This is a genomic window from Pseudomonas sp. G1002 (assembly GCF_013385455.1).
Lineage (GTDB): Bacteria > Pseudomonadota > Gammaproteobacteria > Pseudomonadales > Pseudomonadaceae > Aquipseudomonas.
The window spans coordinates 1-24832 of the sequence record NZ_JACAPY010000040.1 but is presented as its reverse complement, the minus strand read 5'-3'; the positions used below and the strand labels follow the sequence as shown (position 1 = coordinate 24832).

The window sequence follows — 24832 nt, the reverse complement described above, 5'->3', positions numbered from 1 at the left end:
GTGGGGCAAGAGCGTTTTGCTTACTTTTGCGCTCTTCAAAAGTGAGCCGCTGTAAGAGCGGAACCAATCGAAGCCATCACCCAAATAACGGATATGCCCCCCATCCAACAAATACGAAAGTTCCCCCACGCCAGCCGCTTTGTCCCCGCTTCCCATGTCACCCCCCACCCCCCGAATCCTCTAATTTCCCAACCCTGCGGGAAGCCTCCCGGCCCACGACTGCGCCCGCGCTTTAAACCGGGCCTCCCAGGCACTTACGCGACAGCTGAAAACGGACTTTCTCCTCAACCGTATCCGACTCAAAAAAGCAGGTTACCCCATGCAGTTCAGCAAATTACTGGCAGCTCTTTCCACCCACCCGATCCGCCTGCAAATGGACGAAGGCGACCTGATCATCCTGGGTGACGACGACGCGCTGGATGACGCCCTATGGGACCAACTGATCGCCCACAAACCCCAACTGCTCGACCTCGTCGCCCAACACGGCGGCGACTGGCTCAGCCCGGCCTATCGCATCACCCCGGACATGCTGCCCCTGGTCAACCTCGACCAACCCGCCATCGACCGCATCGTCGCCGCGATCCCCGGCGGGGCGGCGAATGTGCAGGATATCTACCCCTTGGCGCCCCTCCAGGAAGGCATGCTCTACCACCACCTGTCAGCCCACCAGGGCGACCCCTACGTGCTGCACGCGCAGTTCGTGTTCGACAGCCGCGCCCGTCTTGAAACCTTCGCCCAGGCCTTGCAATGGGTCATCGACCGCCACGATATCCTGCGCACCTCGATGGCCTGGGATCGCCTCGACGAACCCCTGCAAGTCGTCTGGCGCAAGGCCTCGCTGGCCTGCGAAGAAGCCCGCCTCGACGGCGATGTACTGACCCAACTGCAAGCCCTCTACGACGCCCGCAACTACCGCATGGACCTCGGCCAGGCCCCGCTGCTGCGCCTGGTGTTCGCCGAAGACCCGCGCAACCAGCGTGTGGTCGCCATGCTGCTGTTCCACCACACCATCCTCGACCACACCGCCCTCGACGTAGTGCGCCGGGAGATCCAGCTGCACCTCGCCGGCCAGACCGAACACGCCAGTGCACCGGTGCCGTTTCGCAACTACATCGCCCAGGTCCGCCATGGCGTCAGCGAACAGGCTCACGAAGCGTTCTTCCGCGAGATGCTCGCCGATATCGACGAGCCAACCCTGCCGTTCGGCCTGCAGGATGTGCAGGGTGACGGGCATGGCATCGACGAAACCCGCATTGCCGTCGACGGCGATCTAAGTCGCCGTCTAAGGGCCCAGGCGAGACCGTTGGGTGTCAGTCCCGCCAGTGTGATGCACCTGGCGCTGGCCCAGGTGCTGGGCAAGGTCTCGGCTCGCGAAGCCGTGGTATTTGGCAGCGTGATGCTCGGCCGCATGGGCGCAGGCGAGGGCTCCGACCAGGCCCTGGGCATGTTCATCAACACCCTGCCGCTACGGGTAGATGTAGGCGAACAAAGCGTGCGCGAGGGCGTACAAACCACCCATAAACGCCTGACCGAATTGCTCGATCACGAACACGCCTCCCTGGCCCTGGCCCAGCGTTGCAGCGGTGTGGCCGCACCCACGCCGTTGTTCAGTGCCATCCTCAATTACCGTCACAGCGATGCCTCGGACACCCAGGCGGTGATCAACATCGCCGAAGGCATCCAGGTGTTGGGCGCCGAAGAACGCACCAACTACCCGCTGACGGTCAACGTCGATGACCTGGGCGAAGGCTTTGCCTTTACCGTGATGGTGGACGCCTCCATCGGCGCGACGCGCATTGCCGGTTACCTGCACACCGCCCTGGAAAACCTGGTGCTGGCCCTGGAACAAACGCCAGATGCACCGTTGCACAACCTGGGCATCCTGCCTGCCGCCGAACGCCAGCATCTGCTGCATGGCCTTAACGCCAGCACCCAGCACTACGCCGATTCAGCCCTGATCCACCAGCAAGTCGAAGCTCATGCCGCCAGCCATCCCGAAGCCATCGCGCTGCGCTTTGAACACGAACACCTGAGCTACCGCGAGCTGAACGAGCGCGCCAACCAGGTTGCGCATTGCCTGCTCAAGCATGGCATCCGCCCCGATGACCGGGTGGCGATCTGTGTCGAACGCGGGCTGGAAATGATCATTGGCCTGCTGGGGATTCTCAAGGCTGGGGCGGGTTATGTGCCGATCGATCCTGCCTACCCGCTGGACCGTATCGCCTACACCCTGAAAGACAGCGCGCCGCTGGCGGTGCTGGTGCAGGACGACACCCGCCACCTGGTGGGCGACGTCACGTCGATCGACCTCAACAGCCTGCAGCACGAGCCCATCGTCAACCCCAACGTTGCAATCAGCGCGTCCAGCCTTGCCTATGTGATCTACACCTCCGGCTCCACCGGCCTGCCCAAGGGCGTGATGATCGAACACCGCAACGTCGCGCGACTGTTCAGCGCCACCGAGCATTGGTTCAAGTTCAACGCCAATGACACCTGGGCGCTGTTCCACTCGTTTGCCTTCGACTTCTCCGTGTGGGAGATCTGGGGCGCGCTGATGCATGGCGGGCAGTTGCTGGTGGTGCCGCAGCTGGTCAGCCGCTCGCCGGACGAGTGTTACGCACTGCTGTGCGAAGCCGGCGTCAGTATTCTCAACCAGACGCCGAGCGCGTTCCGCCAGTTGATCGCGGCACAGGGCCGCAGCCAGCAACTGCACTCGCTGCGCCAGGTGATCTTCGGCGGTGAAGCCCTGGAACCGGGGATTCTCAAGCCGTGGTACGCCCGGGTGACCAACGCTGGTACGCGGTTGGTCAACATGTATGGCATCACCGAAACCACCGTGCATGTGACCTACCGTGCCCTGGAGGCGGCGGATGCACAGCGGGTGGGCGTGAGCCCGATTGGCGTGCGCATTCCCGACTTGCAACTGTATGTGCTGGACGCCCGCCGCGAACCGGTGCCGAGCGGCGTAGTCGGGGAGTTGTACGTCGGCGGTGCCGGCGTGGCGCGGGGTTATCTCAACCGCGATGAGCTGACGGCCGAACGTTTTCTGACGGATCCCGCAACCGGCCTGCGCCTGTACAAGACCGGTGACCTCGGCCGGATGCTGGCCGACGGCAGTGTCGAGTACCTGGGGCGCAACGACGACCAGGTGAAGATTCGCGGTTTCCGTATCGAACTGGGGGAAATCGAAGCACGCCTGGCCACCTGCGAAGGTGTGCGCGAAGCCGTGGTGATTGCCCGCGAAGACGAACCGGGCGACAAGCGCCTGGTGGCCTACGTGATTGCCCAGCCTGAACACACGCCCACTGCCGCTGAGCTGCGTGACCACCTGCTGCTGTCCCTCGCCGAGTACATGGTGCCCAGCGCCTTTGTGCTGCTCGACGCGTTCCCGCTTACCACCAACGGCAAGCTCGACCGCAAGGCCTTGCCGGCACCGGACGCCGATGCCCTGGCCCGTCGTGGTTATGAAGCGCCACAAGGCGCGGTGGAAACCGCGATCGCGAATCTCTGGCAAGACCTGCTCAAGGTCGACCGGGTCGGGCGCCAGGACAACTTTTTCGAGCTGGGCGGCCATTCGTTGCTGGCGGTCAAGCTGATCGAGCGCATGCGCCAGCTCGAGCTGAGCGCCGATGTGCGGGTGCTGTTCGGCCAGCCGACCCTGGCTGCGCTGGCCGCTGCGGTGGGCGGGCAACATGAAGTGCAGGTCCCGGCCAACCTGATCGGCGAAGCGACGCGGCACATCACCCCGGACATGCTGCCGCTGGTGAATCTCGACCAGCAGGCCATCGACCATATCATCGCCAGTGTCCCCGGCGGCATCGCCAACGTACAGGATATCTACGGCCTGGCCCCGTTGCAGGCCGGCATCCTCTACCACCACCTGGCAACCACCGAAGGCGATCCCTACGTGTTGCAGGTGCAGTTCAGCTTCAGCGGCCATGAGCCGGTCGAGGCGTTTATCCGTGCGCTGCAAAGTGTGATCGAGCGCAACGATATCCTGCGTACCGGGATTGTCTGGGAAGGCCTGGACGAGCCGGTGCAGGTGGTCTTGCGCCAGGCGCTGCTGGTGGTTGAGCAGGTTGAAGCCGATCCTTCCAGCGCCGTATTGGCGCAACTGCAGGAACGCTTCGACCCACGCCACTACCGCCTCGACCTGTCCCGCGCCTCGTTGATGCGGTTTGCCTACGCCGAGGATCACGGCCGTTACGTCGGCATCCTGCTGCTGCACCACATCCTGCTGGACCACACCGCGTTGCAGGTGCTGGTGGAGGAAATGAGCGCGAGCCTTGCAGGCGAAACCGGCTTGCTGCCCGACGCCGTGCAGTACCGCAACTACGTGGCCCAGGCGCGCCTCGGTGTGAGCGCTGCGCAGCATGAGGCATTCTTCAGCGAAATGCTCGGCGACATCGACGAGCCGACCCTGGCCTTCGGCTTGCAGGACGTGAACCGCGACGGCAGCGGTGTGCGCGAAGCGCACGTGGCATTGGAACCGGCCCTCAGCCTGGGCCTTCGCGAGCAGGCCCGGCAACTGGGGGTGAGTGCCGCAAGCCTGGTGCATCTGGCATGGGCCCAGGTCCTCGGCCAGATCTCGGGCCAGGACGACGTGGTCTTCGGCACCGTGCTGCTGGGCCGGCTGCACGGCGGCGAGGGCGCCGACCGGGCGCTGGGAATGTTCATCAATACCTTGCCGTTGCGGGTCAGTGTCGGCGCGGTGGGCGTGCAGGCTGGCGTGCGCGCCACCCATGCGCGGCTGGCACAGTTGCTGGGGCATGAACATGCGTCCTTGTCCCTGGCCCAGCGTTGCAGTGGCGTGTCCGGTGCGCTGCCATTGTTCAGCACCTTGCTCAACTACCGCCACAGCGCGCCGGGTGAAGCGCCGGGCGCCAGCCCGTTTGCCGACGCCGGGATCGAAATCCTCAGTTCCGAGGAGCGCAGCAACTACCCGCTGGTGCTGAACGTCGACGACCTCGGCGCAGGCTTTGCCTTGACCGTGCAAGGCGTGGCGGAGGTGGATGTGCAGCGCGTCGGCGACTACATGCTCAGCGCCTTGCGCAACCTGGTCACGGCACTGCAACAGGCGCCGACCACACCGCTGCATCAAGTGTCGATCCTGCCAGCCGCCGAGCGGCATCAAGTGCTGGTGGATTTCAACGCCACTGCTCGCGCCTACCCGGCTGCGCACACCGTGCACGGGATCTTCGAAGCCAGCGTCCTGACCAGCCCCGACGCGCTGGCGGTGGTGCACGGCGACGTGTCGCTGACGTACCGCGAACTCAACCTGCGGGCCAATCGCCTGGCCCACTATTTGATCGACCAGGGTGTAAAACCGGGCGACAGCGTGGCCATCGCGCTGCCACGTTCCATCGACCTGCTGGTCAGCCAACTGGCCATCCTCAAGTGCGCGGCGGTGTACGTGCCGCTGGACATCAATGCGCCGGACGAACGCCAGGCGTTCATGGTGCAGGACAGTCACGCCGGGCAGGTGCTGCGTGATCTCGACGGGCTGAACCTCGACAATCAGCCGGCCCATAATCCGAACCTGTCCCAGTCTGCCGAAAGCGTGGCGTACATCATGTACACCTCCGGCTCAACCGGCGCGCCCAAGGGCGTGCAGGTGCCCCATCGCGCCGTCTCTCGATTGGTGGTCAACAACGGCTACGCCGACTTCAATCACCGCGACCGGGTGGCCTTCGCCTCGAACCCGGCGTTCGACGCCAGCACCCTCGATGTGTGGGCGCCGTTGCTCAACGGCGGCTGCGTGGTGGTGGTCGAGCATGCCACGTTGCTTTCCCAGGCCGCGTTTGGCGCCCTGTTGCAGGAGCAATCCGTCAGCGTGTTGTGGATGACCGCCGGGCTGTTCCATCAGTACGCCGACGGGTTGATGCCGATGTTCCGGCAACTGCGCTACCTGATCGTCGGCGGCGATGTGCTCGACCCGCAGGTGATCGCCCGGGTGCTTGAGCACGGCGCGCCGCAGCACCTGCTGAATGGCTATGGCCCCACCGAAGCCACGACGTTTTCCACCACCTTCGAGATCAAGTCGGTGGGTGAGGGCGGTATTCCGATTGGTCGACCGATTGGCAACAGCCGTGCCTACGTGCTGGATGCACGGCAGCAGCCGGTGGCGCTGGGCGTGGTTGGCGAGCTGTACATCGGTGGCGCGGGTGTGGCCAAGGGTTACCTGAACCAGCCGCAATTGACCGCCGAGAAATTTATCGTCGACCCGTTCGGCGATGGGCTGCTGTACCGCACCGGCGACCTGGCGAGCTGGCAGGCGGGCGGCACCTTGCTGTACCAGGGCCGCAATGACCATCAGTTGAAAATCCGTGGTTTCCGTATCGAGCCGGGTGAAATCGAAAGCTGCCTCGCCAGCGTTTCCGGCGTCAAAGACACGGTGGTGCTGGCCCGTGAAGATGAGTCAGGCGACAAGCGCCTGGTGGCTTACTACACCGCCCAGGCGCCGCTGGGCATTGAAGCGTTGCGTGCGCACCTGCAAAGCCGGCTGCCGGACTACATGGTGCCGTCGGCCTATGTCTGGCTGGAACTGTTGCCGCTGACCGCGAATGGCAAGCTGGACCGCAAGGGCCTGCCTGCGCCGGATCAGGCGGCGCTGCTCAGCCGTGGTTTCGAAGCCCCGGAGGGCGAGGTGGAGACCCTGCTGGCGCAGATCTGGCAGGACGTGCTGAAGGTCGAGCGTGTCGGGCGCTATGACCACTTCTTTGAACTCGGTGGCCATTCGTTGCTGGCGGTGAGCCTGATCGAACGCATGCGCCAGGCGGGCCTGAGCGCCGATGTGCGGGTGCTGTTCAACCAGCCAAGCCTGGCGGCGCTGGCGGCGGCGGTGGGCAGTGGCCGGGAAATCGTGGTGCCGGCCAACGGCATTGCGCCGGGCTGCGAGCACATCGCGCCGTCGATGCTGACCCTGGTCAAGCTGGACCAGCCGGCCATCGACCGCATCGTGGCGACGGTGCCCGGCGGTGCGGCCAACGTGCAGGATATCTACCCGCTGGCGCCGTTGCAGGAAGGCATCCTCTACCACCACATCAGCGCCGAACAGGGCGACCCCTACCTGCTGCAATCGCGCATGGCGTTTGACAGCGTCGAGCGTTTGCAGGCCTTCATGGGCGCGCTGCAAAAGGTCGTGGCGCGCCACGATATCCTGCGCACCAGCGTGGTGTGGGAAGGCTTGGACAGCCCGGTGCAAGTGGTGTGGCGCCAGGCCGAACTGGTGGTGCAGAACATCCCGCTGGACCCGGCCGATGGTGATGTGATCGAACAACTGCACGCGCGTTTTGATGCCCGCCACTATCGCCTGGATATCACCCAGGCGCCGCTGCTGCGCATGGTGTATGCGCAGGACCCGGCCAACCAGCGGGTCGCGGCGATCCTGCTGTTCCATCACCTGGCACTGGACCACACCGCCATGGAAGTGGTCGGCCAGGAAATGCGGGCGTTCCTGTTCAACCAGGCCGATGACTTGCCGGCCGCGGCACCGTTCCGTCACTACGTGGCCCAGGCTCGCCTGGGTGTCAGCGCCCAGGAACACGAGCAGTTCTTCCGCGAAATGCTCGCCGATGTCGACGAGCCCACGCTGCCCTTCGGCGTGCAGGATGTGCAGGGCGATGGCCGGGATATCGAAGAGGCCGAATTGCCCGTCGATGCAGGGCTGGCGCTGCGGGTTCGTGAACAGGCGCGGCAACTGGGGGTCAGCGCTGCGAGCCTGATGCACCTCGCGTGGGCCCAGGTCCTCGGGCTGGTGTCGGGCCGTCAGGACGTGGTGTTCGGCACCGTATTGATGGGCCGCATGCAAGCCGGCGAAGGTGCCGACCGGGCATTGGGTATGTTCATCAACACCTTGCCGCTGCGGGTGGAGGTGGGTGCCGGCGCGGTACGTGCCGGCGTCAAGGCGACCCACGCCCGGCTCAGTGCCTTGCTGGGCCATGAGCATGCGTCCCTGGCGCTGGCCCAGCGGTGCAGCGGCGTGCCGACCTCGATGCCGTTGTTCAGTGCCTTGCTCAACTACCGCCACAGCACCCCGGGCGAAATGGCCCGCGACGGCCACGGTATCTGGGAAGGCGTGCAGTTGCTCGGCGGCGAAGAGCGCAGCAACTACCCGCTGACCCTGAGTGTGGACGACCTTGGCACAGGCTTCGGCCTGACGGTACTGGCGCTGGAATCCATCGGCGCGCAGCGCCTGTGCGACTCCATGCACAGTGCGCTGGAGCAACTGGTGGAGGCCCTTGAGCACGCGCCGCAAACGCCGCTGCATCAGTTGCCGGTACTGCCTGCCCGCGAACGCGAACACCTGCTGCGCAGCTTCAACGCCACCGCCCGCGACTACCCGCAAGGGCAGACCCTGCACGGCGCTTTCGAAGCCCAGGCCCTGCGCCTGCCGCAGGCGATTGCAGTGAGCCAGGACGGCCAGCACCTGACGTACCAACAGCTCAACCAACGCGCCAACCAATTGGCCCATCACTTGCTGGCGCTGGGCGTACAGCCCGACGACCGTGTGGCGATCTGCTGCCGACGCGGCCCGCAGATGCTGGCGGGCCTGCTGGCGATTCTCAAGGCGGGCGCGGCCTACGTCCCGGTAGACCCGGCCTATCCGGCCGAGCGCATCGCTTACCTGCTGCAAGACAGCGCACCGGTCGCGGTCCTGGCCGAAGAGAGCACCCGTGGCGTGCTCGGTGATATCGCCATCGTCGATCTGCATGGCGCCTATCCCGACGGCACCAATCCCCACGTCGCCAGCCTGACCCCGGCGAACCTCGCCTATGTGATCTACACCTCCGGCTCCACCGGCCAGCCCAAAGGCGTGATGGTGGAACACCGCACCGTGGAAAACCTGGTGCATTGGCACTGTGAAGCCTTCGACCTGCAGGCCGGCAGCCACACCAGCAGCGTGGCCGGCTTCGGTTTCGATGCCATGGCCTGGGAAGTCTGGCCGGCATTGTGCGTGGGGGCGACCTTGCACCTGCCACCGGCCCATGTCGGCAATGAAAACATCGACGAACTGCTGGCCTGGTGGCTGGCCCAGCCGCTGGACGTGAGCTTCCTGCCCACCCCGGTGGCCGAGTACGCGTTCAGCCAGGACCTTGAGCACCCAAGCCTGCGCACCCTGTTGATCGGCGGTGATCGCCTGCGCCAGTTCAGCCATGAGCGACGTTTCGCGGTGATCAACAACTACGGCCCCACCGAAGCCACGGTGGTCGCCACCTCTGGCCGGGTGCGCGCCGGCCAGCCGCTGCATATCGGCAAGCCGATGGCCAATGCCACGGTGTACTTGCTGGATGCACAACAACGGCCGGTGCCGGTGGGTGTGGCCGGTGAGCTGTATGTAGGCGGCCGCGGCGTGGCCCGCGGCTACCTGAATCGCCCGGACCTGACCGCCGAGCGATTCCTCGATGACCCGTTCAACCCGGGCCGCATGTACCGCACCGGCGACCTGGCGCGCTGGCTGCCGGATGGCAACATTGAATATCTGGGCCGCAACGACGACCAGGTAAAAGTCCGGGGCGTGCGCGTCGAGCTGGGAGAAATCGAAACCCGCCTGGCCGCCGTCGACGGCGTCAAGGAAGCCGTGGTGCTGGTGCGCGGCGGCCGCCTGGTGGCCTGGTTCACCGAACAAAAACCGCTGGTTATCGAAACCCTGCGCGCCGAGCTGCACAGCCAACTGCCCGAGGCCATGGTGCCGGTGGCCTACGTCAAACTCGACAGCTGGCCGTTGACCGCCAACGGCAAGCTTGACCGCAAGGCGCTGCCGGCACCGGATCAGGCCGCCGTGCTCAGCCGGGAATATGAAGCCCCACGCGGCGAAGTCGAGACCACCCTGGCGCGGATCTGGGCCGAGGTGTTGCAGGTGGAGCAAGTGGGCCGCCATGACCACTTCTTCGAGCTGGGCGGCCATTCCTTGCTGGCGGTAAGCCTGATCGAGCGCATGCGCCAGGCCGGCCTCAGCGCCGATGTGCGGGTGCTGTTCAGCCAGCCGACGCTGGCGGCATTGGCAGCGGCAGTGGGCAGTGGCCGGGAAGTGGTGGTGCCGGTGAATGCCATCGCCGCCGATTGCCCGCGCATCACGCCCTCGATGCTGCCATTGGTGGAGCTGGATCAGCCGATGATCGACCAGATCGTCGCCAGCGTGCCGGGTGGCGCCGCCAATGTGCAGGATATTTACCCGCTGGCACCGTTACAGGAAGGCATTCTTTACCACTACATCACGGCGGAGCAGGGCGATCCGTACCTGCTGCAATCGCACCTGGCATTCGATACCCAGGCGCGCCTGGACAGCTTCGCCCAGGCCTTGCAGCAGGTGATCGACCGCCACGACATCCTGCGGACCGGTGTGGTCTGGGAAGGCTTGGCGCAGCCGGTGCAAGTGGTGTGGCGCAAGGCTCGATTGACGGTCGAAGCGCTGCATCTGGACGGTGATGTGCTGGCCGGCCTGCATCAGCGTTTCGACGCCCGGCGCTACCGGCTGGACATCGCTCAGGCGCCGCTGATCCGCCTGATGTACGCCAACGACCCGGCCAATCAGCGGGTGGTGGCGGTGCTGCTGTATCACCACATCGTGCTGGACCACACCGCGTTCGACGTGGTGCTGCGGGAAATGCAGGGCTACCTGCTGGGGCACCCCGCACCGCAGTCCGCGCCGATGCCTTATCGCAACTACGTGGCGCAGGCGCGACTGGGTGTCAGCGAGCAGGAACATGAAGGATTCTTCCGCGAGATGCTTGGCGATATCCATGAGCCAACGCTGCCGTTTGGCTTGCAGGATGTGCAGGGCGATGGTCGGGATATCGAAGAATTCACGCATCACCTGGACGCTGCCGTCAGCCGGCGCCTCAGGGCCCAGGCACGCCTGCTGGGCGTGAGCGCCGCGAGCCTGTTCCACCTGGCATGGGCGCAGGTGTTGGCGGTGACGTCGGGCAAGCCGAATGTGGTGTTTGGCACGGTGCTGGTCGGCCGGATGCAGGGCGGCGAGGGCGCGGACCGGGCCCTTGGCGTGTTCATCAACACCCTGCCATTGCGCCTGGATATCGACGGGCAAGGCGTGCGCGACAGCGTGCGCAGCACCCATGCCCGGCTCACCGCGCTGCTGGGCCATGAACATGCTTCCCTGGCCCTGGCCCAGCGTTGCAGCGGGGTGGCGGCGCCGCTGCCGCTGTTCAGCTCGATGCTCAATTATCGCCACCGGGGCGGCGCCACCCGTTCACAGGACGCGCAGCACGCCTGGGAAGGCATGCAGACCCTGACCAATGACGGGCGCACCAACTATCCGTTGACCCTGAACGTCGATGACCTGGGTGATGGTTATGACTTCACCGCGTTGACCCCGGCCCAGGTAGGCGCACAACGGGTCTGCGGTTATATGCAGATGGCGTTGACCCAGTTGGTGGAGGCCCTGGAGCACGCGCCGCACCAGGCCCTTGACCGCCTGCCGATCCTGGGGGATGCAGAGCGTCAGCAACTGCTGTTTGATTTCAATGCCACCGAGGTTGACTACGACCTGGCGCAGACCCTGCACGGCCTGTTCGAGGCCCAGGTCGAGCGCACGCCGGATGCATTGGCGGTGAAGGCGGGTGAGCAATGCCTGACCTATGCCGAGCTGAACCAGCGCGCCAACCAACTGGCGCACCACCTGCGGGAACTGGGCGTGCAGCCGGATTCGCGGGTGGCGATTTGCGTCGAGCGTGGTCTGGAGATGGTCATCGGTCTGTTTGCGATCCTCAAGGCCGGTGGTGGTTATGTGCCGCTGGACCCGGCGTACCCGCTGGATCGCCTCGCCTACATGCTGCAAGACAGCCAGCCCGCGGCGCTGCTGGTGCAGGGCGCTACCCGTTCGTTGCTGGGCGACGTGACGGTGCCGGTGGTGGATCTTGACCAGAACACCTGGGCGCACCAGCCGGTGTCCAACCCACAGGTTCCCGGGTTGACCGCGCAGCACCAGGCCTACGTGATCTACACCTCCGGCTCCACCGGCCAACCCAAGGGCGTGATCAACGAGCACGCGGGTGTGGTCAACCGCTTGTTGTGGATGCAGGACGCCTACGGCCTGAACGCCACTGATGCGGTACTGCAGAAAACCCCGTTCAGCTTCGATGTGTCGGTGTGGGAGTTCTTCTGGCCCCTGTTCACCGGTGCGCGGCTGGTCATGGCACGCCCCGGCGGGCACAAGGAGCCGGCTTACCTGTGCGAGGTGATCGCGGCAGAACAGATCACCACCTTGCACTTCGTGCCGTCGATGCTCGATGTGTTCCTGGCCCACGGTGATGTCAGCCAGGGCGCCGGGCTGCTGCGGGTGATGTGCAGCGGCGAAGCCTTGCCCGGCGGCCTGGTGCGGCGCTTCAAGCAGCAATTGCCCGGCATCGGTTTGTACAACCTCTATGGCCCGACGGAAGCCGCGGTGGACGTGACCGCCTGGAACTGCGCCAGGCCCGTGGTGCCGGACAACACGCCTATCGGCAAGCCGATTGCCAACACCCGCATGTACCTGCTGGATGCCCGGTTGCAACCGGTGCCGCTGGGCGTGGTGGGCGAGCTGTTTATCGCCGGTGTGCAAGTGGCTCGCGGTTACCTGCACCGTCCCGAACTGACGGCCGAGCGCTTCCTCAAGGACCCGTTCAACCCAGGCCGGATGTACCGCACCGGTGACGTCGGGCGCTACCTGCCGGATGGCAATATCGAGTACCTGGGCCGCAATGATGACCAGGTAAAAATCCGTGGCCTGCGTATTGAACTCGGAGAAATCCAGGCGCGGCTGACCGAGTACCCACAGGTGAAGGAAGCGGCCGTGTTGGCCCGCGACGAACGCCTGGTGGCCTACTACACCGGCGTGCCAGCCGATATCGAACAACTGCGGACGCACCTGCTGGCGCGTTTGCCGGACTTCATGGTGCCTGCGGTATTCGTGTATCTGGACGCTCTGCCCCTGAGCCCCAACGGCAAGCTCGACCGCAAGGCCTTGCCGACGCCGGGTGTGGAATCACTGATCGTGCGCGAGTACGAGGCCCCGGTGGGCGCTACCGAAATCACCCTGGCGCGGCTGTGGACCGAGCTGCTGAAGGTGGAGCGGGTCGGGCGACACGACAACTTTTTCGAGCTGGGCGGGCACTCGTTGCTGGCCGTCAGTCTGATCGGACGCTTGCGTCAGGAAGGCATGGAAGCCGATGTGCGGGGCCTGTTCGAACAGCCGACCCTGGCCGGCTACGCCGCAATTACCGAACGAATGGAGATCGTCCTGTGAGCATCATCGAACTGTTGGCGACACTCAAGGCCAAGGATGTGCAACTGGCGCTCAAGGGCGATCAGTTGTCGGTGCAAGGCAACAAGCAGGCCCTGAGCGACGCGGCACTGGTGGCCTCGCTGCGCGAACACAAGCCGGCGCTGATCGAGCTGATCAAGGCCGGGGAGTACTCGGCCACCAAGGCCGGTGAGGTGCAGGTGCCGGCCAATGGCATTCCACCGGGCGCTACCTCGATTACCCCGCAGATGCTGAGCCTGTCGACCCTCAGCCAGGCGTCCATCGACCGTATCCTCGAGACCGTCGAGGGTGGCGTCGCCAATGTGCAGGACATCTACCCGCTGGCACCGTTGCAGGAGGGCATCCTCTACCACCATGTGAGTGCCGAGCACGGCGACCCGTACATCATGCAGTCGCTGTTTGCCTTCGACAGCCTTGAGCGTTTCGAGGGCTTTGCCCTGGCCTTGCAACAGGTGATCGACCGTCACGACATCCTGCGGACCGGCGTGGTGTGGGAAGGCCTGGAAGAACCGTCGCAAGTGGTCTGGCGCACGGCGCGCCTGCCGGTGCAGGCGATTGAACTGGACCCGGCAGACGGCGATATCGCCGCCCAGTTGCATCGCCTGTTCGATGGCCGCCACTACCGCATGGACGTGACCCGCGCGCCGCTGCTGCGCCTGGTGCGGGCCTGGGATGAAGCCGGCCAACGGGTGGTGGCGATGCTGTTGTTCCACCACATGGCCCTGGACCACAGCGCGCTGGAAGTGGTCTGCCACGAGATGCAAGCCTGCCTGCTGGGCAGGGCGGCTGAACTGGGCCAGGCGGTGCCGTTTCGCAACTATGTCGCCCAGGCGCGCCTGGGCATCAGCGAGCAGGAGCACGAAGGGTTCTTCCGGCAGATGCTCGGCGACATCAGCGAGCCGACCTTGCCCTACGGCCTGCAGGATGTGCAGGGCGACGGCGACAACATCCAGGAGATCAGCCTGCCGCTGGCCCCGGAGCTGAGCCGGCGCTTGCGCGCCCAGGCCCGGCAGTTGGGCGTCAGCGCCGCGAGCCTGTTCCACATGGGCTGGGCCCAGGTGCTGGGAGTGCTGGCGGGCAAGGAACAGGTGGTGTTCGGCACGGTGCTGATGGGCCGCATGCAGGGCAGCCACGACACCGACCGTGCCCTGGGGATCTTTATCAACACCTTGCCATTGCGGGTGGATGTAGGCGCCGAAGACGTGCGCACCGGGGTCAAGGCGACCCATGCCCGGCTGACCACCTTGCTGCGTCACGAACACGCGGCGCTGGCCCTGGCCCAGCGTTGCAGCGGTGTAGTGGCGCCGACGCCGCTGTTCAGCGCGTTGCTCAACTACCGCCATAGCGCAGGCGGCGCGAGCGCCGAAGCGGTCTCGGCCTGGCAGGGTATTCAAGCGTTGCGCTCCGAGGAACGCACCAACTACCCGTTGACCCTGAGCGTCGACGACCTGGGCGAAGACTTCAGCCTGAGCCTGTTGGCCTGCGCCCAGGTTGATCCGCAGCGGGTGTGCGCTTATCTGCAAACTGCCCTGGGGAACCTGGTTCAGGCGCTGGAACAGGCACCCGAAACACCCTTGAATCGCTTGTCGGTGTTGCCCGAGGCGGAGCAGCGGCACTTGCTGGAGCAGTTCAACGCGACAGCCATCGACTTCCCCCAAGGCACCACCCTGCATGGGCGTATCGAGGCCCAGACCCTGCTGACCCCGGACGCGGTGGCCGCGGTGTATCAAGGCCGCCAGCTGACCTACGCCGAGTTGAATCAACAAGCCAACCTGCTGGCCCATCACCTGCTGGCGCTGGGGGTAAAACCCGACGATCGCGTGGCCATCGTTGCCCGGCGCGGGCTGGACACCCTGGCCGGGTTGCTGGCGATCCTCAAGTCCGGCGCCTGCTATGTACCGGTGGACCCGTCGCACCCGGCCGAGCGCCTGAGCTACCTGCTCGGCGACAGCGCCCCGGTCGCGGTACTGACCCAACATGCATTGCTGGAGCGCCTGCCCGCGCTCGATGTGCCGGTGATCAACCTGGACCGTTTTACCTGGCATCACCATACGGCCAGCAACCCGCACGTCGCTGTCACGCCGTCCAACCTGGCTTACGTGATCTACACCTCCGGCTCCACCGGCCTGCCCAAGGGCGTGATGGTGGAACATCACACCGTGGCCAACCTGGTGGACTGGCACTGCACCGCGTTTGACCTGTGCGCAGGCCGCCACACCGCGAGCGTTGCCGGGTTTGGCTTTGACGCGATGGCCTGGGAAGTCTGGCCGGCACTGTGCGTGGGGGCCACCTTGCACCTGCCGCCGGCCCACGACGGCGCCGAAGATATCGACGCGCTGCTGGACTGGTGGCGCGCACAACCGCTGGACGTGTGTTTCCTGCCCACGCCGGTGGCCGAATATGCGTTCAGCCAGAACATCGAGCACCCGACCCTGCGCACCTTGCTGATTGGCGGCGACCGCCTGCGCCAGTTCACCCGGGCCCAGCGTTTCGAGGTGATCAACAACTACGGCCCCACCGAAGCCACGGTGGTGGCGACCTCCGGGCGGATCGAGCCCGGGCAGCCGTTGCACATCGGCAAGCCCATTTCCAATGCCACGGTTTACCTGCTGGACGAACAGCAGCGCCCGGTGCCCTTGGGGGTTGCCGGTGAACTGTATGTGGGCGGCAAGGGCGTGGCGCGGGGTTACCTCAATCGCCCGGAAATGACCGCCGAACGTTTCCTGGATGACCCATTCAATTCGGGCCGCATGTACCGCACCGGCGACCTGGCGCGCTGGTTGCCGGACGGAAATATCGAGTACCTGGGCCGCAACGACGACCAGGTGAAAATCCGCGGTGTGCGCATCGAACTGGGGGAAATCGAAACCCGCCTCAACCAGCTGCCTGGCCTTCAGGAAGTGGTGGTGCTGTCCCGTGAAGACCAACCGGGCCAGCCACGGCTGGTGGCTTACTTCACCGAAAACCCGCAGCTCGATCCCCTCGATGTGGGCGATATTCGCGCGCATCTGGTGTCGCACCTGCCGGACTACATGGTCCCGGTGGCCTACGTGAAACTCGATGCGTTGCCCCTGACTGCCAACGGCAAACTGGACCGCAAGGCCCTGCCAAAGCCGGACCTGGCCGCCGTCTTCACCCGCGAATACGAGGCGCCTCATGGCGATATCGAAGCCGTCCTCGCGCAGATCTGGGCCGATGTGTTGCAAGTGGAACGTGTTGGGCGCCAGGATCATTTCTTTGAGTTGGGCGGCCATTCGTTGCTGGCCATGCGCATGGTGTCCCAGGTTCGCCAGCAACTGGGGGTCGACCTGGCACTGGGCGAACTGTTCGCCAATGCCGAACTGGCGGCGGTGGCGCAGGTCGTGGCCCAGGCCGGGCGCAGCACCTTGCCGGATATCCTGCCGGCGGCGCGGGACACGGAGTTGCCGTTGTCGTTTGCCCAGCAACGCCTGTGGTTCCTGGCGCTGATGGAGGGCGCCAACACCGCCTACAACATTCCCATCGGCCTGCGCCTGCGCGGGCAGTTGCACGTCGACGCGCTGCAACGGGCCCTGGCGCGGATCGTCGCGCGGCATGAGACCTTGCGCAGCCGGTTTGCCCAGCAGGATGACGACGCCCAGGTGCTGATCGTGCCGCCTGAAGAAGTGATGCCCCTGCAAGTCCAGGACCTGCGTCGCCACCCCGAAGCACAGCAGGTGCTTGACGCGTTGATCCAGGGCGAAGCCTCGGCGCCTTTTGATTTGCAGCGCGGCCCGCTGTTGCGCGGGCGCCTGGTGATCATGGCCGACGATCACCACGTGTTGCTGCTGACTATCCACCACATTGTGTCCGATGGCTGGTCCATGGGCGTGCTGACCCGCGAACTGATGGCGCTGTACCAGGCGTTCAGCCACGGTGAGGCTGACCCACTGCCGCCGTTGCCGATCCAGTACAGCGACTTTGCCGTATGGCAGCGCCTGTGGCTGAGCGGCGAAGTGCTGCATCGCCAGAGCAGCTACTGGCAACACACCCTGGCCGGTGCGCCGGCGTTGCTGATGTTGCCGACCGACCGTCCACGCCCGGCCCAGCAGGACTACGCCGGCAGCAGCGTCGAGGTGCACCTGGATGAGCGCCTGAGCGCCGGGCTCAAGGCCCTCAGCCAACGCCACGGTACCACGCTGTACATGGTGATGATGACGGCGTGGGCCTCGTTGCTCGCGCGTTTGGCCGGGCAGGAGGAAGTGGTGATCGGCTCGCCAGTCGCCAACCGCCAGCGGGCCGAGGTGGAAGGCCTGATCGGGTTGTTCGTCAACACCCTGGCAGTGCGCATTGATACCTCGGGCGAACTGAGCGCCGAGGCGCTGCTGGCGCGGGTCAAGGTGCTGGCGCTGGACGCCCAGGCTCATCAGGATCTGCCGTTTGAGCAGGTGGTGGAAATCACCCGGCCATTGCGCAGCCTGGCCCATAGCCCGCTGTTCCAGACGATGTTGACCTGGCAGGACAGTGACGCGCCGGTGCTGGCCCTCGGCGACCTGAGCCTTGAAGGCATTGTGGAGGACAGTCACTTTGCCAAGTTCGACCTGTCCCTGAACCTCGGCGAGACCCGGGGCGAAATTCGCGGCACCCTGGAATACGCCATCGCGTTGTTCGACGAGTCGACCATGCAACGCTATGTCGGCTATTTCACCCGCGTGCTACAGGCCATGGTGGATAACGATCAGGCGGTGCTGGAGCAGGCTGACTTGCTGGACGATCAGGAGCGCCAGCATCTGCTGTTCGACTTCAATAACACCACAGTGGATTACAACCTCGACCAGACGCTGCACGGTATGTTCGAAGCCCAGGTGGCGAGAACGCCGGATGCGCTTGCGGTGAAGGCAGGCTCGGAGTGCCTGAGCTATCGCGAGCTGAACGAACGGGCCAATCAGTTGGCGCACCATCTGCGGGAGCTGGGTGTACAGCCGGATTCGCGGGTGGCAATTTGCGTCGAGCGCGGCCTGGAGATGGTCATTGGCCTGTTCGCAATCCTCAAGGCGGGCGGCGGTTATGTGCCGCTGGACCCGGCGTATCCGCTGGAACGTATCGCCTACATGCTCAAGGACAGCGCCCCGGCCGCCGTGCTGGTGCAGGGCGAAACCCGTTCGTTGCTGGGCGACGTCACGGTGCCGCTGGTGGACCTGGACCGGAACACCTGGCAGCACCAATCAACGTCCAACCCACGAGTGGATGGGCTGACCGCGCAGCATCAGGCCTACGTGATCTACACCTCGGGTTCTACCGGCCAACCGAAAGGCGTGATCAACGAGCACGCGGGCGTGGTCAACCGCCTGCTGTGGATGCAGGACGAGTACGGACTGACTGCCCAGGACAGGGTGTTGCAGAAAACCCCGTTCAGCTTCGACGTGTCGGTGTGGGAGTTCTTCTGGCCGCTGTTCACCGGCGCGCGGTTGGTGATGGCGCGTCCTGGCGGGCATAAAGACCCGGCCTACCTGTGTGAGGTGATCGAGGCGGAGCAGATCACCACGCTGCACTTTGTGCCATCGATGCTCGATGTGTTCCTGGCCCACGGCGACGTCAGCCAGGGCGTCGGGCTGGTGCGGGTGATGTGCAGTGGTGAAGCGCTCCCCGGCAACCTGGTGCGCCGTTTCAAGCAGCAGTTGCCGGGCATCGGTTTGTACAACCTTTATGGCCCGACCGAGGCGGCGGTGGACGTGACGGCGTGGGATTGTGCCGGGCCCGTCACGCCGGACAACACCCCCATCGGCAAGCCGATTGCCAACACCCGCATGTACCTGCTGGACGGGCAGTTGCAGCCTGTTCCATTGGGTGTGGTGGGCGAGCTGTTCATCGGCGGTGTGCAAGTGGCGCGGGGTTACCTGCACCGTCCTGAGCTGACGGCCGAGCGCTTCCTCAAGGACCCGTTCAGCGCGGGCCGGATGTACCGCACCGGCGACGTCGGGCGCTACCTGCCGGACGGCACTATCGAGTATTTGGGCCGCAACGATGACCAGGTGAAAATCCGTGGGCTGCGCATCGAGCTGGGTGAGATTCAGGCGCGACTGCTGCAATACCCGCAGATCAACGAAGCCGCCGTGGTCGCCCGCGATTCACGGCTGGTGGCTTACTACACCGGCGTGCCGGCGCAAATCGACGCTTTGCGCAGCCATTTGCTGGAACACCTGCCGGACTACATGGTACCGGCCACCTTCATGCACCTGGACGCCTTGCCCCTGAGTCCCAATGGCAAGCTCGACCGCAAGGCACTGCCGGCGCCGGGCCTGGAATCGGTGAGCGCCCGGGAGTACGTCGCGCCTGTGGGGGAAACCGAAATCACCCTGGCCGGCCTGTGGGCGGATTTGCTCAAGGTGGAGCGTGTCGGTCGGCACGACCATTTCTTCGAGCTGGGCGGCCACTCGCTGCTGGCCGCCAGCCTGATCGGCCGCATGCGTCGGGTCGGGTTGTCGGCGGATGTGAAAGTGCTGTTTGGTCAACCCACCCTTGCAGCCTTGGCGGCTGCCGTGGGTGGTGGTCGCGAAGTGGTGGTGCCGGCCAATGGGATTGCCGCGGATTGCACGCGGATCACCCCGGACATGCTCCCGCTGGTGAACCTGAAGCAACCCGCCATCGACCGCCTTGTCGCGACCATTCCCGGTGGCGCGGCCAACGTTCAGGACATTTACCCGCTGGCGCCGTTGCAGGCCGGGATCCTGTATCACCACCGCGCAGTGCAACAGGGTGACGCGTACCTGTTACAGGCGCAGTTTGCCTTCGCCAGCGTCGAGCGCCTTGAAGCGTTTGCCCAGGCGTTGCAGGCGGTGATCGAGCGGCAGGATATCCTGCGCTCGTCGATGCACTGGGACGGGCTGGAAGAACCGGTGCAGGTGGTGTGGCGCCAGGCTTCGCTGCGGGTTGAGCCGATTCAACTGGCGGGCGATGTGCTGGCGCAATTGCAGGCGCGCTTCGAACAGCATCGGCTGAACTTGGCTCAGGCACCGCTGATGCGCCTGGTATACGCCGAGGACCCGGCCAACCAGCGGGTGGTTGCGTTGTTGCTGTTCCATCATCTGGTGATGGACCACGTTGCGCTGGAGGTGCTGCAGCACGAGATGCAGGCGTGCTTGCTCGGCCGGCGCGAGCAATTGGGTGCGGCGGTGCCGTATCGCAATTATGTGGCGCAGACGCGGTTGGGCATGCGCGAGGAAGAGCACGAAGCGTTCTTCCGCGAGATGCTCGGGGAGGTCGATGAGCCGACGCTGGCATTGAGTGCACCGGGTGAAGCGCAACAGGCACATTTGCGCGTCGACCCGCTGTTGAACGGGCGCCTGCGCACCCTGGCACGGCAGCTTGGGGTGAGTGCTGCGAGCCTGATGCACCTGGCCTGGGCGCAGGTGCTGGGCAAGGTTTCCGGCCGCGAGCAGGTGGTGTTCGGCACCGTATTGCTGGGCCGGCTGCAAGGCGGCGAAGGCGCCGAACGTGCCTTGGGCGTGTTCATCAACACCTTGCCGCTGCGGGTCGACCTGGGTGAGCGCACGGTGCACGCAGCGCTGATGGCAACCCACGCAAGCCTGACCCGGTTGCTCAGTCACGAACATGCGCCACTGGCCCTGGCCCAGCGTTGCAGCGGGCTGCCGGCCAATACGCCGCTGTTCAGCGTGCTGTTCAACTATCGCCACAGCGCCCCGCACGCTGGCGGCGTAGCCGAGGCGTGGCAGGGCATTCAGGTGCTCAAGGCCGAGGAACGTACCAACTTTGCGCTGTCCCTGAGTGTCGATGACCTGGGCGACGGGTTTGGCTTTGACGCCATGGGGCAGGGCGCGCCACGCCTCTGCGAGTACCTGCATGTTGCCCTGGAGCAACTGGTGCAGGCCCTGGAACAGAATGCAGGGGGCTCAATCAGCCAACTGTCGATTCTGCCGGCGGCGGAGCGTGAAAAACTGCGGATGGAATTCAACGCCACCCAGCGCGAATTCCCTCACGAGCATACGGTGCAGCGTTTGTTCGAAGCCCAGGCGCAGGCACGCCCGGGTGCTATCGCAGTGGTGCATGGTGAACACACCCTGAGTTACGGCGCGCTGAACACCCGAGCCAACCAGTTGGCGCACCACCTGCGCAACCTGGGCGTGCAGCCCGGCGACCATGTGGCGATCCTGTTGCCGCGCTCGATTGACCTGTTGCTCAGCCAACTGGCAATCCTCAAATGCGCGGCGGCCTACGTGCCGCTGGACATCAACGCCCCGGCCGAGCGCCAGGCCTTTATGGTGCAGGACAGTGGCGCGGTGTGGCTGTTGACCCACAGCAGCGAGCCTGTCGCTTACCCGGCCCGACGTATCGACCTCGACACCCTGGCGCTGGACCCGCAACCGAGCCACAACCCGGACCTGTCGCAGTCCTCGGAGCGCGTGGCGTACATCATGTACACCTCCGGTTCCACCGGCACCCCCAAAGGTGTGCTGGTACCGCACCGGGGCATCACGCGGCTGGTGATCAATAACGGCTACGCCGATTTCAACGCCCATGACCGCGTGGCGTTCGCTTCCAACCCGGCGTTCGACGCGAGCACCATGGACGTGTGGGGCCCCTTGCTCAACGGCGGCCAGGTGCTGGTGATCGACCATGCGACCTTGCTCGACCCCGGCGCGTTTGGCCGGGCACTGAAGGCGGGCGGGGCGACGATCCTGTTCGTCACCACTGCGCTGTTCAACCAGTACGTGCAATTGATTCCCGACGCGTTGGCCGGGCTGCGCATCCTGTTGTGCGGCGGCGAACGGGCCGATCCGGCGGCGTTCCGCAGCCTGCTGGCCCAGGCGCCGGCACTGCGGCTGGTGCATTGCTACGGCCCGACGGAAACCACCACTTACGCCACCACGCATGAAGTGCAGGCCATCGCCGCCGATGCCGAAAGCGTGCCGATTGGCAGGCCGATTGCCAACACGCAAATCCACCTGCTGGATGCGCACTTGCAGCCGGTGCCGCTGGGCGTGGTCGGGGAAATCTGCATTGGCGGGCATGGCGTGGCCAAGGGGTACCTGAACCGGCCGGAGCTGACGGCCGAGAAGTTTGTCGATGATCCGTTTGGCGATGGCTTGTTGTACCGCACCGGCGACCTTGGGCGCTGGTCGGCGGACGGACTGTTGGAGTGCATCGGGCGTAATGACGACCAGGTGAAGATCCGCGGCTTCCGCATCGAGTTGGGCGAGATCGAAGCACGCCTGGCCACCTGCAGCGGCATCAAGGATGTGGTGGTGCTGGCACGAGAAGATGCGCCGGGGGACAAGCGCCTGGTGGCGTACTACACCGGCGAGCCGCTGGCCATCGAAGTGTTGCGCAGTCATCTGCTGCAGCACCTGCCGGACTACATGGTGCCATCGGCCTATGTACCGCTGGAAAAAATGCCCCTGACAGCCAACGGCAAGGTCGACCGCAAGGCCCTGCCGATGCCCGCGCTGGAGGCATCGGCGAGCCGCGTGTTCGAGGCGCCGGCGAACGAGCTGGAACAGACCCTGGCACGCCTCTGGGCCGAGGTGTTGCGGCTGGAGCAGGTCGGTCGGCATGACAGTTTCTTTGAACTGGGTGGCCATTCGTTGCTGGCGATCCGGCTGGTCAACCTGATGGAAGAGGCGGGGCTTGAGGTGTCGTTGGCCGAGCTGTTCCAGCACGCCAGCGTGGCCTCGGTCGCCTCGATGCTCGGTCAGCGCACGGCGCGGGAGGACAACAGCTCGCTGATCACCGTGCGCGCCAGCGGCAGCCAGCCGCCGTTGTTCCTGGTGCATGAGTTCAGCGGCATGGACGTGTATTTCCCGGCGCTGGGCCGGCACCTGCCGGGGGACTACCCGATCTATGGCCTGCCCGGTACGCCCCTTGGCGAGGTGCAGTTGCAGACCATGGAAGGCCTGGCGGCGCGGCTGGTGGGGATCATCCGCTCGGTGCAGCCCCATGGGCCGTATCGGCTGGCGGGTTGGTCGTTCGGCGGGGTGTTGGCCTATGAAGTGGCGATGCAACTGCAGGGGCTGGACGAACCGGTGGCATTCCTCGGGTTGATCGACAGCTACGTGCCGCGCATGACCGACCAGGGCAAGGCGCGCTGGAGCGGGCCGGATGCCCTCAAGCGGCATTTGCTGTTGCAGTGCACGGCGTATTGGAAGGCACAGGGAGGTGTGGATGAGTTGGCGAGCCTTGAGCAACTGGAAGCGGACATTGGACAGCTGGACTTTGCGGGTTTGCTGCAACGCTGCCGCGATCGGCATTTGTTGTACGCGCAGATGGCGGCGGCTTCGGACGCGGACCTGTTGAGTTTTATCCAGCGGGAAGTCGGGCATGGGCATGCGTTGGCGCATTACAGCCTGTTCCCGATGCCGCTGGCGGTGCACTTGTTCAGCGCCGCCGAGCGGCCGACGGAACTCTCGCGGCGCAGCCTGGATTTGGGATGGGATGAGGCACTGGCCGTGGGGCAATTGCGCCGCATTGAGGTGCCGGGGGATCACCAGAGCATGATGCAGGCACCGCATATCCAGGCGCTGGGGCAGGCGATGGTTGAGGCCCTGGCGTTGAGTGAGGCGCCGGCGGTGGCGGTGCATCAGCCGTTGTTGCGGATCCAGAGTGGTCGCGCCGGGCAGGCACCGATCTTCTGTGTGCCGGGGGCGGGGGATAGCGTGACGGGGTTTGTAGGGTTGACCGAGGCGTTGGGACGGGACTGGCCGATCTTTGGCTTGCAGCCCCGTGGGCTGGATGGGGAGGTGGTGCCCCATAGCCAGGTTGAGGCGGCGGCGCGCTGTTATTTGCAGGCCCTGGAGCAGGAATGTCCTTCGGGGCCAGTGCATTTGGTGGGGCATTCGTTTGGCGGTTGGGTGGTGTTCGAGATGGCCACGCGGTTGCAGGCTCAGGGGCGTGAGGTGGCGTCGTTGACGTTGATCGACAGCGAGGCGCCCGGGGGCAATGGGGTGGTGGGCCGACCCTATACCACGACGGCGGCGTTGTTGCGGCTGATTGAGTCGATGCAGGTGGCTTCGGGTAAGTCCCTGGGGATTGATGCGGTGGATTTTGCCGGGCGCGATGAAGTGGAGCAGCGAAGGTTGTTGCATGGGGGGATGGTGGGGGTTGGGTTGTTGCCTGCGCGGTCTTCGGTGGAGGCGATGGATGGGCCGGCGCGCACGTATGCGTCGGCGTTGCGTACGGTTTATCGGCCTGCCCGGCGGTATGAGGGGGTGGTGCGGTTGGTGTTGGCGGAGGACCCGACCCTGGATGCGGCGGGGAATCAGCGGGAGCAGGGGTTGATGGTTGAGGGGTGGCGCGGGTGCGTGGGGGTGTTGGAGGTTTGGTATGGGCCGGGGAATCATTTTTCGCTGCTCAAGGCGCCGAACGTCTTTAGTTTGGCGGCTTGGTGGCGGGATGGGGTTGTGATTGGGGAGCGGGTTTCGTGAGTGTACATATCCGTTGCTGCGGTAACGGCCACTTAGGGTTCCGCTCTTACAGCGGGTCACTTTTGGCAAACGCCCCAAAAGTAACCAAAAGGTCTTTGCCCCACCACTCGGTGCCTCGCCCAGGCTCGGCATGCCCGCACTCCGGCACGCTTGCGCGGGCCGCCGCGACGGGCCA

Annotated in this window: 2 protein-coding genes; both read left to right on the top strand. The window is 65.3% G+C overall.

The window, feature by feature from the left end; genetic code table 11:
* Positions 1-319 precede the first annotated feature (319 nt).
* Positions 320-13243 carry a non-ribosomal peptide synthetase gene (locus HX801_RS26200; RefSeq protein ID WP_177022993.1) on the top strand — a complete coding sequence of 4308 codons (12924 nt, stop codon included), beginning with the start codon at positions 320-322 and terminating at the stop codon, positions 13241-13243.
* On the top strand, positions 13240-24657 hold the full coding sequence (locus HX801_RS26195; RefSeq protein ID WP_177022992.1) for a non-ribosomal peptide synthetase: 11418 nt from the start codon (positions 13240-13242) through the stop codon (positions 24655-24657). The genes HX801_RS26200 and HX801_RS26195 overlap by 4 nt, the downstream gene beginning before the upstream one ends.
* Positions 24658-24832: the final 175 nt, after the last annotated feature.

Coding starts and splice junctions, on each gene's coding strand:
- HX801_RS26200 (WP_177022993.1), top strand. CDS start 320: ATGCAGTTCAGCAAATTACTGGCAGCTCTTTCCACCCACCCGATCCGC.